The organism is Kribbella antibiotica (assembly GCF_004349055.1).
Taxonomy (GTDB): Bacteria; Actinomycetota; Actinomycetes; order Propionibacteriales; family Kribbellaceae; genus Kribbella; species Kribbella antibiotica.
In genome coordinates this window covers 84,391-95,845 of sequence record NZ_SMKX01000006.1, presented here as the reverse complement: position 1 = coordinate 95,845, position 11,455 = coordinate 84,391, and the positions used below count along the sequence as shown (strand labels likewise).

At 66.8% G+C, this 11,455-nt stretch carries 13 protein-coding genes; 5 read left to right on the top strand and 8 right to left on the bottom strand.

Features of this window, described 5'->3' with window-relative positions; genetic code table 11:
* Nucleotides 1-14 precede the first annotated feature (14 nt).
* Nucleotides 15-404 (top strand): hypothetical protein, encoded by a 390-nt coding sequence (locus tag E1263_RS03680; RefSeq protein ID WP_238161058.1) that lies wholly within the window; start codon nt 15-17, stop codon nt 402-404.
* A gap of 18 nt (nt 405-422) precedes the next feature.
* Here the strand turns inward: E1263_RS03680 and E1263_RS03675 are convergent, their stop codons facing one another.
* A complete protein-coding gene (locus E1263_RS03675) occupies nt 423-1,130 on the bottom strand; it encodes a DedA family protein (protein ID WP_272949641.1) in 708 nt (235 codons plus the stop codon).
* A gap of 24 nt (nt 1,131-1,154) precedes the next feature.
* On the opposite strand from E1263_RS03675, the gene E1263_RS03670 reads away from it, so the two are divergent.
* From E1263_RS03670 to E1263_RS03660, 3 genes are all read left to right on the top strand, one after another.
* Nucleotides 1,155-1,820 carry a TrmH family RNA methyltransferase gene (locus tag E1263_RS03670; RefSeq protein WP_132165329.1) on the top strand — a complete coding sequence of 222 codons (666 nt, stop codon included), beginning with the start codon at nt 1,155-1,157 and terminating at the stop codon, nt 1,818-1,820.
* Nucleotides 1,817-3,010: an alpha-amylase family protein gene (locus tag E1263_RS03665; protein ID WP_132165327.1), complete on the top strand. Its 1,194-nt coding sequence runs from the start codon at nt 1,817-1,819 to the stop codon at nt 3,008-3,010. Before E1263_RS03670 ends, E1263_RS03665 begins: the two co-directional genes overlap by 4 nt.
* A gap of 99 nt (nt 3,011-3,109) precedes the next feature.
* Nucleotides 3,110-3,313 carry a hypothetical protein gene (locus E1263_RS03660; RefSeq protein ID WP_132165325.1) on the top strand — a complete coding sequence of 68 codons (204 nt, stop codon included), beginning with the start codon at nt 3,110-3,112 and terminating at the stop codon, nt 3,311-3,313.
* 4 nt (nt 3,314-3,317) lie between these two features.
* On the opposite strand, the gene E1263_RS03655 is transcribed toward E1263_RS03660, so the two are convergent.
* Genes E1263_RS03655 through E1263_RS03630 form a run of 6 tightly spaced genes read right to left on the bottom strand, consistent with a single transcriptional unit; the run spans nt 3,318 to nt 9,724 of the window.
* On the bottom strand, nt 3,318-5,048 hold the full coding sequence (locus E1263_RS03655; protein ID WP_132165323.1) for an FAD-dependent oxidoreductase: 1,731 nt from the start codon (nt 5,046-5,048) through the stop codon (nt 3,318-3,320).
* Nucleotides 5,045-5,875, bottom strand: coding sequence for an intradiol ring-cleavage dioxygenase (locus E1263_RS03650; RefSeq protein WP_132165321.1), 831 nt, complete (start codon nt 5,873-5,875; stop codon nt 5,045-5,047). Before E1263_RS03650 ends, E1263_RS03655 begins: the two co-directional genes overlap by 4 nt.
* 11 nt (nt 5,876-5,886) lie before the next feature.
* The gene (locus E1263_RS03645) at nt 5,887-7,089 is read right to left on the bottom strand and encodes a thiolase family protein (RefSeq protein WP_132165319.1); all 1,203 of its coding nucleotides are present in this window, start codon (nt 7,087-7,089) and stop codon (nt 5,887-5,889) included.
* A gap of 12 nt (nt 7,090-7,101) precedes the next feature.
* Nucleotides 7,102-8,124 (bottom strand): maleylacetate reductase, encoded by a 1,023-nt coding sequence (locus E1263_RS03640; RefSeq protein ID WP_132165317.1) that lies wholly within the window; start codon nt 8,122-8,124, stop codon nt 7,102-7,104.
* A gap of 33 nt (nt 8,125-8,157) precedes the next feature.
* Entirely contained in the window at nt 8,158-8,913 is a 756-nt protein-coding gene (locus E1263_RS03635; RefSeq protein ID WP_132165315.1) for a CoA-transferase subunit beta, read from the bottom strand.
* Entirely contained in the window at nt 8,906-9,724 is an 819-nt protein-coding gene (locus E1263_RS03630; RefSeq protein WP_132165313.1) for a CoA transferase subunit A, read from the bottom strand. The genes E1263_RS03635 and E1263_RS03630 overlap by 8 nt, the downstream gene beginning before the upstream one ends.
* A gap of 64 nt (nt 9,725-9,788) precedes the next feature.
* On the opposite strand from E1263_RS03630, the gene E1263_RS03625 reads away from it, so the two are divergent.
* Complete coding sequence (locus E1263_RS03625; protein ID WP_132165311.1) at nt 9,789-10,571, top strand: IclR family transcriptional regulator domain-containing protein; 783 nt, start codon at nt 9,789-9,791, stop codon at nt 10,569-10,571.
* A 19-nt stretch (nt 10,572-10,590) separates the two neighbouring features.
* Here the strand turns inward: E1263_RS03625 and E1263_RS03620 are convergent, their stop codons facing one another.
* A complete protein-coding gene (locus tag E1263_RS03620) occupies nt 10,591-11,433 on the bottom strand; it encodes an alpha/beta fold hydrolase (RefSeq protein WP_132165309.1) in 843 nt (280 codons plus the stop codon).
* Nucleotides 11,434-11,455: the final 22 nt, after the last annotated feature.

Here is an 11,455-nt window from a genome sequence, read left to right as displayed (position 1 = left end):
GGGGGGATGTTGTTGTGGAACGCCGGATTCCCGGCCGGGTGACGAACCCGCGGGAGACCGAGGCGGCGGTGAACTGGCAGCTGGAACGACTGGGGTCGACGGCCTGGCAGGACTGGCCGTTGAAGTTTCAGCGAATGGCTTTCGGCTATGCGCAGGACAGCGGCTGGCACGATGCGGCCGACGCAGTGCAATGGCTTGATCACCACGCCCTTCTCCATGAAGGGACGGCTCCACGGGGGGCACTGGTCTGGTACCAGGCGGCGGACCGGATCCGAGTGGCTTGTGCGCTCGGTTCCGGTCAGGTGGTCGGCCCATTGCTCGACGGACCGGTGGCCATTGCCGTGCTCAGTGAGGTGAGCACGGACTGGATCTGGTCCGACCCGGTCTTTCCGTTCGGCCAGTAAGAGCCAGTCTTCGGCTGGTCAGTCCTTGGTGGCTGCGTGCTTCGGCGCTGCGTGCTTCGCAGCGCCATCACTAGCACCGTCGCCGGCGGCCTTTTTCTTCCGGCGGCGGGCCAGGACGATCTCCACACCCATCGGGATCAGCGAGACCAGCACCAGCAGGATCAGCGCGGACTCGAGGTGCTGGTGGATGAACTCCACGTTGCCCAGCGCGTGCCCGAGCAGTGTGATGCCGGGGGCCCAGAGGACAGCGCCGATGCCGGTCCAGAGGAAGAACTTCTTCGGGTCCATCTTGCCCGCGCCCGCGACGATCGTGATGAACGTCCGGACGATCGGCACGAACCGGGCCAGCACCAGCGCCCGCGGTCCGTAGCGCTCGAAGAACTCGTGCGTCTGCACGATGTACTTCGGCTTCAGGAACTTCGCGTTCGGGTTGGTGAACAACGACGTCCCGAGGACGCGGCCGATGTAGTACCCAGACACGTTGCCGAGGAACGCCGCGACCGTCAGCAGCACGCAGGCGAGCCAGAGCGGGACGTCGATCGTGCCCTTGGCGATGAACAGGCCGACCGCGAACAGCAGCGAGTCACCGGGCAGGATCGGGAACAGCACCCCGCACTCGATGAAGATGACCAGCAGCGTGCCCCACAGCGCCCAGTCGCCCAGCCAGTTCAGCAGGAACTCCGGGTCCATCCAGTCGGGCATCAGCATCGCGAGTTGTACAAGCACGCGCACAGGGTAGCGTCCCAACCTGTGCAGGAGCTCAATCGTGATGAGAAGGACCTCCGCGGGACCGACGTGGTCGGCCCCCATGAGGTCGGCGTCGGCCCGTGGGCCGGTGAATGGCCGGACGACCCGCGGCTGGACCCGGAGCTGCTGGAGGCCGGTGATCGGCGCAACGTCGTCGACAAGTACCGGTACTGGCGGCTCGAGGCGATCGTCGAGGACCTCGACCAGCAGCGGAACCCGTTCCACGTCGCGATCGAGAACTGGCAGCACGACCTGAACATCGGTTCGGTCGTCCGGACTGCGAACGCCTTCCTGGCCACCGAGGTCCACATCGTCGGCAACCGGAAGTGGAATCGCCGTGGCGCCATGGTCACCGACCGCTACCAGCACGTCCGCCACCACCCGCAGCTCGCGGACCTGGCGTCGTACGCGGCTGAGCGTGAGCTGCCGGTGATCGGGATCGACAACCTGCCGGGCTCGGTCCCGCTGGAAACCTACGACCTCCCGGCCGCCTGCGTGCTGCTGTTCGGGCAAGAAGGACCGGGCCTGACCGACGAGGCCCACAAGATCTGTACGGCGGTCCTGTCGATCGCGCAGTTCGGTTCCACCCGCTCGATCAACGCCAGCGCGGCAGCGGCCATCGCCATGCACGGGTGGATCCGCCGCCACACTTTCGGTCAGCAGGCATGAGCGGGTGGGCTGAGCACGCAATCTGGTGGCAGGTGTATCCGCTGGGTTTCACCGGCGCGGACTCGACCGCCGCTCATCGGTTGCCGCAGCTCGAGAATTGGCTCGACTACGCGATCGAGCTCGGGTGCAACGGGCTGCTGCTCGGGCCGATCTTCGCCTCGGAAACGCACGGCTACGACACGATCGACCACCTCCGGATCGACCCTCGGCTAGGCGACGACGCGGACTTCGATCGGCTGATCGCGGCGGCGCACCAGCGTGGGCTGAAGGTCGCGCTGGACGGCGTGTTCAACCACGTCGCTCGCTCCTTCGTTCACCCCGAATGGATGGCGGACCGAACCTTCGAGGGGCACGACCACCTGGTGGCGCTCGACCACAGCCGGCCGGAGGTCGCGGCGTACGTCAAGCGCGTGCTGTCTCACTGGCTCGAGCGCGGGGTCGACGGCTGGCGGCTGGACGCGGCGTACGCGGTGCCTGCCGAGTTCTGGCAGGCCGTGCTGCCGCGGGAGCGGTTCCCGGACGCCTGGTTCTTCGGTGAGGTGATTCACGGTGACTACGCCGAGTACGTCGCGAAGAGCGGACTCGACTCGGTCACGCAGTACGAGCTGTGGAAGGCGATCTGGAGCTCGTTGAACGACGGCAACTTCTTCGAGCTGTCGTACGCGCTGGGCCGGCACGACGCGTTGCTGGACACGTTCGTGCCGCAGACCTTCGTCGGCAACCACGACGTGACCCGGATCGCGACGCGGCTCGAGGACGAGCGGCATGTCGGTCATGCGCTCGCGATCCTGTTCACGGTCGCGGGGGTGCCGAGCGTCTACTCCGGTGACGAGCAGGCGTTCCGCGGGCTGAAGGAGGATCGCGTGGGTGGGGACGACGCGATCCGGCCGGCGTTCCCCTCGTGCCCCGACGAGCTCGCGCCGGACGGGGAGGCGACGTACCGGCTGCATCAGGAACTGATCGGCGGACGGCGGCGCAATCCGTGGCTGACGCGGAGCCGGACGACCGTCGAGCATCTGGCCAACCGGACCATGGCGCTGCGGTCGGTGAGCGGCGACGACTCGGTGCTGCTCCTGCTGAACATCAGCGACGAGGAGTTCCGCTTCGCGGGAGAGTCCGTTCCGGCGCAGAGCTGGAGATTGTTGACTGGACGCGTAACCCCCGGGCCCGATGCCCCGTTGTCCCTCTGACAGAAGTGAGGCTTCTCGACCAAAGTCAGCCCCTCGGGTGGGGCGGCGCGCCCTCACGCGCGCCGTACTGGGTTTGTGACGGGAAAACAGGGGATGTAGATGAGTTCACTGTGGGACGAACTGATCCATGAATTGGGGACCGTCCGCGCGCTGAGCGCGGCGGCACTGGAGGCGCGCTCCGAGTCGTCTCGGGTGGCGCTGATCACGTTGCTGGATGCCGAGACCGCGGAGATCTCGGCCATCCTCGAGCAGATCCTCCGCGAGGCCCGGGAGCGAGCGGAGGCGCAACAGTCAGCGGCCTGATTCGTTAGCGGCCTAGCAGTTGGCTGACGGCCTGTTGCAGGGTTTCGGTGGGGTCGGCAGGTAGCTCGGACGCGCGGAAGGCGATGTGCGCGTCCGGGCGGACCAGCAGGCAGCCGCGGTCCGGGATCTCGCGCGCCCGCGACCAATCGCCGTACAGGTCCTCGAGTTCACGGCCGGGGCCGATCACGAACGGCTCGATCGGTACGCCGAGTTGCTCCGCGACGGATTGTGCTGCCTTGACCCAGGCCTCGCCACCGATCCCGGTGAGCAGGGTGAACCGGCCCTTGCCGACGACGTCGAGCGTGCTCACGGTCCCTTCGTGGCCGCTCAACCACGCATGTGGAATCCGCGCGCCCGGCCAGGTAGTCGGGTGGTAGTAGAGCTCCGCATCCCGCTCGTATGGCGGCTCCGGCGTACCGTCGGTGACGACCGCGCTCGATCGGTAGCGCTGACCGAGTTCGACGCCGTGCGCATTGAACTCGTAGTCCTTGAGCTCGATCGCAGCGCGCAGTTCTTCGCGCTGGGCAATGCCTTCCGGGGTGTCGTCCTTCCGGGAGTCGATCGTGCGGCCTTCCGGCGCATCCGGAGTCATGCCCAGCGCCTTGAAGATCTGGCCGAACTGGGTGCGGCTCTTGTTGGCCCGATCCACGATCTGCTGCGCGATCGGAGTCCGCTCGTCGTCGTAGGTCTTCAGTAGGTCGGGCGACGCCTGGCCCTTGAGGACATGTGCGAGTTTCCAGGCCAGGTTGTACGCGTCCTGGATCGAGGTGTTCGAGCCGAGACCGTTGCTCGGCGGATGCCGGTGAATCGCATCGCCCATGCAGAACACCCGGCCACTCGACGCTTTCTCGGCGTACATGTGGTTGACGCTCCAGACCGAGGTGCCCTTCAGCTTCACGTCGATCGTGTTGTCACCCACCAGGTTGTGCACGATCTCGGTCGCCATCGCCTCGTCCACCACAGGCGCGGGCTGCGTGATGTCGTAGCCCCAGACGATCAGCCATTCGTTCCACGGGCGGACCATCCGGATCAGGCCGGCTCCGATGCCGCCGATCTGCGCGCCTGGTTGGAGCACCCAGTAGAGGACGCTCGGCCGATGCGCGACGTACTTCGAGAGATCGGCCTCGAAGACGATGTTCATCGAGCCTTCGATGTCCATCGACCCGGCCATCGGGAGCCCGATGTCCTGCGCGACCTTGCTGCGACCGCCATCCGCGCCGATCAAGTACTTCGCGCGGATCTGGTAGGTCTCGCCGCTGAGCCGGTCGCGGACAGTCGCGGTCACACCGTCGTCGTCCTGCTCGAGCGACAGGTACTCGGTGTTGAAACGAACCTTCGCCCCGCGGGAGGCCGCCGTACTGACGAGGATCGGCTCGAAGAGCGTCTGTGGGAGGTCGATCGGCAGCGTTGGGCTCGCTTCGGTGTAGTCGGCGAGCCGGCGCGGATGCGTTCCCCACGTACGGATTCGGCCGATCTCTTCGCCGGCCAGGCTGGTGCAGAACGCGGTCTGGCCCATCAGATGATGCGCGGTGCCCTTGCCGGTGATCTGGTCCTCGATGCCCATGTCGCGCATCAGCTCAACCGTGCGCTGGTTGGTGATGTGGGCGCGCGGAGTGTTGGCGGTCCAGCCGTAGCGGGTGAGCACGATGTTGTCGATGCCGTACGTCGACAGGAACAGCGAGGCGGCGCCACCAGCCGGGCCGCTGCCGACGATCAGTACGTCGGTGGTGATCATCGCGACTCCTCGGCGAGTACCAGGTCGTAGTTCACGGAGTAGTGGCCATCGGGATGTTCGGTGAACTCGGTGACCAGGGAGTCCTTGACGCCGAAGACCGCGTCTTGATCCAGGTAGGGGTCATCTTTTTCGAACACATGGGTGATGAGCCGGTGGTATCCGGGTGCGGTGACCATGAAGTGAATGTGCGCGGGCCGCATCCAGCCACGGCCGCCGGCACGGAGCAGCTCGCCGACAGGTCCGTCGACCGGGATCGGGTAGGCGACCGGCTTGACTGCCCAGAACGAATAGTTGCCGTCGGCATCGGTTGTCAGGTGGCCGCGATTCTGCGGTCCGGTCAGGCCGTCTTTCTGGACGTCGTAGAAACCGTCCTCGTCGGCCTGCCAGGTCTCCACGGTCGCGCCCTCGATCGGCTCACCCTTGGTGTCCAGGACCCGGCCGCTCACCAGGCACGGCAGGCCAGGAGCGCCGTTCGCGAGGTCGTCGCCGTTCTTCACCTCGGGTGATCCCTCGACGAAGAACGGCCCGAAGACCGTCGACTCCGTTGCCCCGTCCTGGGCTGGATTTCCCAGCCCCACAGTCAGCATCGACAGCCCGAGGACATCGGCGAGCAGAACGAACTCCTGCCGCTTGTCGTTCGAGATCTGGCCGGTCCGGGTCAGGAAGTCGATCGCGGTGAAGTACTCGTCCTCGGTGAGGTCGACCTCGTGCGCGAACGCGTGCAGATGCCGCACGAGTGCCTTCATCACCTCTGCGGTGCGCGGCTCCATGCTTCCGTCGAAGCTGGCCACCACCGCGTCCGTCAGAGCATCTCCCTGCAGGTCCATTGCGCTACCTTTCATGCCTCGATCACCATGGCCAGCCCCTGCCCGACGCCGATGCAGAGGGTGGCCAGTCCGTAGCCGCCGCCGCGCCGCTTCAACTCGTGCGCGAGGGTGGTGAGAATGCGCGTGCCGGAGCTGCCGAGGGGGTGTCCGAGGGCGATCGCTCCGCCGTTCACGTTGACCTTTGTGGGGTCGAGGTCGGGCCATTGGCTGAGGCAGGCCAGGCTCTGGGCGGCGTACGCCTCGTTGAGCTCGACCAGGGTGAGGTCGTTCCAGCCGATCCCGGCCTTGGCCAGCGCCTTGTTGGCGGCTTCGACCGGGCCGATGCCGAAGTACTGCGGCTCCACGCCGTGCACCGCCCGGCTGACGATTCTCGCCAGTTTTGGTTTTCCTAGGCGGTCTGCCGTCGCTTCATCAGCAATCAGTACGGCGGACGCCCCGTCGTTCAACGTGGATGCGTTGCCGGCGGTGACAGTGCCGTTGTCGCGGAAGGCGGGCTTGAGTTTCGCCATCAGTTCCGGGGTGCTGCCGTCGCGGATCGACTCGTCGCGCGTCAGCACGGTGTGTTTCTTGGGGAGGATCTCAGCGAGGCGCTCCCAGGGCAGCACCTCGTCGTCGAAAGCACCGGCTGCCCAGGCCTTGGCCGCCTTCTCGTGGCTCTCCAGGGCGAAGAGGTCTTGCGCTTCCCGCGTGATGCCGTACTTCTCGGCGAGCTGCTCAGTGGCCTCACCGAGTGAGACTGTCCACTCCTTCGGCATCCGCGGGTTGATGAAACGCCAGCCCAGCGAGGTCGACTCGGCAGTGAGGCCGCCATGCGGGTAGGCCCGGTCGGGCTTCGGAAGCACCCAAGGGGCACGACTCATCGACTCCACGCCGCCGGCAATCACCAGGCTGGCATCGCCGGTTTCGATCGCGCGAGCGGCCTGGATCGCGGCTTCCAGACCAGACCCGCACAGGCGATTGACCGTCGTACCGGGGACGTTGGTGGGGAACCCGGCCAGTAGGGCGGCCATGCGGGCGACGTCGCGGTTCTCTTCGCCGGCGCCGTTCGCGTTGCCGAGGAAGACGTCGTCTAGCTCCGCGGGGTCGAAGTCTGTGCGCTTGGCCAGCTCTTGGAGAGTGGCGGCGGCGAGGTCATCGGGGCGGGCGCCGGCCAGGGCACCGCCGAGTTTGCCGACCGGGGTGCGGACGGCGTCCAGCAAATAGGCCGATCTCATGCTGCTGCTCCTTCAGGGCCTGGTACCGGCCCACGCTTTCGTCAGAATCTCTTCCACATCGCCGGGGAAGCGGTGCGCGGCCTCGACGGCCTGCTCCCGCGTCAGCCCGAGCGCTTGCAGGCTGGTTGGAACTTTCGCTGCCTCGAACAGGTCGAACAGACCGGTCGCCAGGTCGTCGGTCTGGAGGGCTTCCTCCAGGCGGGCTTTGGCCCGGGGGACTTCGACGGCTTTGACTCGCGTGACCTGGGGGAGGACCGCCGCGTGGGTCTCTGCGTGCGGCAGGTTGTAGGTGCCACCTAGGAGGTGACAGAGCTTGTGATGTACGCCGGTCCCTGCGGAAGCCAGTGCGGATCCGGCTAGGCAGGCGCCGTACAGGAGGTTGCCTCGGGCGGCTACGTCGGCGGGGCTCTGGATCACCTGCTTAAGGCCGATGCTGAGAGCGCGGGCGGCCTCGACGGCGGTGGTTTCGGTGATCGGATTCGCCTTCTCCGTCCACACGGCTTCCACACAATGCGCGAGTGCGTTGGCGACGCTCGCCGCAGTCACGTTGAGGGGGAGGCCGAGAGTGAGCTGGGCGTCGTACACGACCGTCTTCGGCAGCACTGTCACATCGGTGCCGGTGGTCTTGCTGCCGCCGCTGGTCTCACCCCAGACCGGTGTCATTTCGGACCCGGCGTAGGTCGTCGGTACCGCCACGATCTGCACGTCTGCCGTGAGGGCGATTGCCTTGGCCAACCCGATGGCCGATCCACCGCCGATCGCGATGATGCCGTCTGCCTGGACTTCTTGGGCTTTGGTGCGGGCCGCTTGAGCGACTTCGGTCGGGACGTGCTGCCGGACGCCGTCGATGCGTCCGGCGAAGCGTTCTTTCAACCCTGCTTGGACTTCGCCGGCTGCCTGCCCTGCGGAACCGGTGGCGATGACGAGCGCTCGCCGGATGCCGAGCAGCTCGACCTCGGCGGCGACCTGGTGCAGGCTGCCCGGTCCGAAGACCACTCGTCCGGCGTACGACGTATGGGCGAACGCTTCGATCATTCCCAGCCACCCCACTCGCGGTATTCTGTTGCCTTAGGCATCGATAACCTCGCGGGCGCGCAGTCGGCGCAGCATGTCCAGCTCGGTCTCGGTGGGTTCCGGAACACTTTGGATGTCGGCGGCGAACTTCAGATCCCACCCCGTGGCGGCGCGGGCCTGCTCGACCGTGACGCCAGGATGCAGCCGCGTCATCGTCAATTCGTTCGTCTCCGGGTCCGGCTCGAGGACGCCGTGGTCGGTGATGACGAGCGTCGGACCGGCGCCGGGAGCCTGCCGCTCACGACCCGTAGGTCCATAACCGACCGAGGTGACGAAGTCGACCTTCTCCACGAACGTTCGCGTTGACTGCTTGACGATCACGATCACCCGACCGGCGTTGGCCGCGATCTCCGGCGCGCCACCGGCACCCGGCAACCGCGTCTTCGGGTTGTCATGGTCGCCGATCACGGTCGTGTTGATGTTCCCGAATTTGTCGATCTGCGCGGCACCGAGGAAGCCGACATCGATCCGGCCGGCGCCGACCCAGTAGTTGAACATCTCCGGCACGGAAACGACCGAGGTCGCGGTCGCGGCCAGGTCGTCGTCCCCGATCGACAGCGGCAACCGGCGTGGCTTCGCATCGATCGCACCCGATTCGTAGACGAGACGGCAGTCCGGTGCGTGCGTGTGGCGGGCCAGATTCGCAGCGAGGTTGGGCGGGCCGACCCCGACCAGGCAGACGTTGCCGTCATGCAGTTCGCGGGCGGCGGCGACGTTCATCATGTCCGCGCTGTTCCAGTTCTCAGGCATCTGCAGCCGCCTCCAGTCCGTTCTCCTTGGCCCAGGCGAGGAAGGCGCCGCGATCCCGCGACACTGCATCCCATTGCTGGTAGAAGTCGTTGTCCCTCGTCGAATAACCGAGTGCATACGACGGCCAGGCGCCATTCGGTACGACGCTCACCGCCTTCAGCACCCACTCCGGAAGAATCACGGCACCGGTGCGTTCCGGGAACTCGTCAACGATCTCCTCGACCGTGACGATCGCCCGGTCGGCCGCAAGGACCGCCTCCCGCTGAACCCCGGTCAGACCCCAAAGCATCACGTTGCCTGCGCGGTCTGCGAGCTGAGCGTGGATGACGGTCACGTCCGGATTCACAGCCCGTACGGCGGCCAGCTCCTCGCCGGTGAATGGGCAGGTGACCCGGCTGATGATGTCGCTCTGCTGCTCAAGATCCGTGCCGCGGTAGCCCCGCAGTACGGCGAAAGGCAGTCGGCCGGCACCGGCGACATACGCGTTCGCAAGACCCGCGTGGCTGTGTTCGTGGACGACCACCTTGTGCGGCCAGTGCTTCTCCACGGCATCGCGCAGCCGGTGCAACGAGCCGACGCCGGGATTGCCGCCGTACGAGAAAATCAGTTCGTCCGCGACGCCGAGCCCGATCAGCTGGTCGTAGACGACGTCGGGCGTCATCCGGACGAGCTTCAGGTGCCGACGGCCCTGGCGGGCGATCTCGTGCGCGGCGGCGAACGGGATCAGGTGGGTGAAGCCCTCGAGCGCGACGGTGTCACCGTCGTGGACGTGCGTCGCTATCGCTTCGTCGAGGGGGACTGGACGGGGCATGCGCGGCTCCACTATGATTTCGCTGAGCGAAAAATTCTTCTTTCAACGAAAAGTAGGCTAGCCGATGGCCGGTGAAGCGTCCAGTGGGACCTTCCTGCAAGGGCTCGAGCGTGGGCTTGCGGTGATCCGCGCGTTCTCCGCGCAGGCTCCCTCGCTGACGCTGAGCGAGGTAGCGCGCGATGTCGGCCTCACGCCGGCGACCGCGCGGCGGATCCTGCTCACGCTGGAGCAGCTCGGCTATGTGCGCACCGACGGCCGCCAGTTCTCACTGACGCCACGCGTGCTCGCCCTCGGCTGGGCCTACCTGTCCTCGCTGGATCTTGGCGAGCTGGCCGGTCCCTACATGGAGGAGCTGAGCGCAGCGACCCGCGAGTCCTGCTCGATCGCGACGCTCGACCTCCCCGACATCGTGTACGTCGCCCGTGTCCCGACCAGCCGCATCATGACCGTGGCGCTCGGCGTAGGCGCGCGACTCCCCGCCTACCCGACATCGATGGGCCGCGTCCTCCTGGCCGGCCTCTCCTCATCAGAGCTCGACGTTTACCTCGCCAACATGCAGACCGAGCAACTCACTCCCCGCACGGTCACCTCTGCCTCGCTGCTGCGGGCAGCCGTCGACCAGGCGCGCGCCGACGGCTACGCGCTGGTCGACCAAGAGCTCGAGCTAGGCCTCCGCTCCCTCGCCGCCCCCATCTACAACTCCCGCGGCCGAGTCGTAGCCGCCCTCAATGTCTCCGCCCACGCCTCCCGCTCAACCCCAGAGTCCCTCTGTGAAGAGGTCCTCCCGCATGTGTTGTGCGCCGCCGACCACATCACCACCGCCCTCAAGCACCGCGGCCACCTCTGATGGGCCGTCCTGCGCTGCTTCAGTGAGTTTGGGCGAGCCACTCGCTGAGAGCGAGTGAGACCGCCGAGGGGTCTTCGATGGGCGGCAAGTGCCCCACGTCGTTCAGTGTGACCACGGAGGGAGCTCCGGGGAGGAGGGCCTGCAGTTTGAGCGCTTGATCCACCGGGAGCCAGGGATCATCGGCGCCCCAGCCGATGCGCACCGGGCAGCGCACCTCTGAGAGTTGTTCTTCGACTGGCCGAGTGTGATCGGGGCGCAGCGCGGCGATCTGTCGGTAGAAGGCCGGTTGGCCCGTCGCTCCCAGCCAGGGCTGGGCCAATGCGTCCACCTGTGCGGTGGGTAGCCGGTGACGTGCCGCCCCTGCGATGTACTCCTTCACCAACACCGTATGGAGCGCAGCCGGGAGTTCGGCGAACACGTCGGAGTGGTCCGCGACCAAGCGAAAGAAGGGCGATCCCCAGGGGGCGAGGGTCACGACGTCCCAGAGGAACAGGTCGGCGTACTGGGCGCCGTGGATCAGGTGAGCCCCGAGAGCTACGGCACCGCCGATGTCGTGGGCAACGACATGTGGCCGATCCAAGCCCCAGCGCGAGAGCAACGCCGCGAACCGAGTCATCTGAGCGGGAAGATCGACTGGTACGTCCTTCGCTGAGCGGCCGTAGCCGGGCATGTCCCAGAGGAATACCCGATGACTGGAGCTCAGCTGCCGGGCCACTTCTGCCCACACCTGAGCAGACCACGGGGTGCCGTGGCACAGCACGACGTCGCCCTTCGACGGTGCCGCCGGCAACAGCATGTACGTCGCGACGGCCGTCCCGCCGATCGTGACGTGGACAGGCTCTGGCAGCTGGGTCTGGTCCATGTGGCGACGCTAGAACTTCAGG

Bases quoted from the DNA above. Each gene is read 5' to 3' on its own strand.
- E1263_RS03665 (WP_132165327.1), top strand. From the start codon at position 1,817: ATGAGCGGGTGGGCTGAGCACGCAATCTGGTGGCAGGTGTATCCGCTG.
- E1263_RS03645 (WP_132165319.1), bottom strand. From the start codon at position 7,089: ATGAGATCGGCCTATTTGCTGGACGCCGTCCGCACCCCGGTCGGCAAA.
- E1263_RS03655 (WP_132165323.1), bottom strand. From the start codon at position 5,048: ATGATCACCACCGACGTACTGATCGTCGGCAGCGGCCCGGCTGGTGGC.
- E1263_RS03625 (WP_132165311.1), top strand. From the start codon at position 9,789: ATGGCCGGTGAAGCGTCCAGTGGGACCTTCCTGCAAGGGCTCGAGCGT.
- E1263_RS03640 (WP_132165317.1), bottom strand. From the start codon at position 8,124: ATGATCGAAGCGTTCGCCCATACGTCGTACGCCGGACGAGTGGTCTTC.
- E1263_RS03660 (WP_132165325.1), top strand. From the start codon at position 3,110: ATGAGTTCACTGTGGGACGAACTGATCCATGAATTGGGGACCGTCCGC.
- E1263_RS03620 (WP_132165309.1), bottom strand. From the start codon at position 11,433: ATGGACCAGACCCAGCTGCCAGAGCCTGTCCACGTCACGATCGGCGGG.
- E1263_RS03635 (WP_132165315.1), bottom strand. From the start codon at position 8,913: ATGCCTGAGAACTGGAACAGCGCGGACATGATGAACGTCGCCGCCGCC.
- E1263_RS03650 (WP_132165321.1), bottom strand. From the start codon at position 5,875: ATGGACCTGCAGGGAGATGCTCTGACGGACGCGGTGGTGGCCAGCTTC.
- E1263_RS03630 (WP_132165313.1), bottom strand. From the start codon at position 9,724: ATGCCCCGTCCAGTCCCCCTCGACGAAGCGATAGCGACGCACGTCCAC.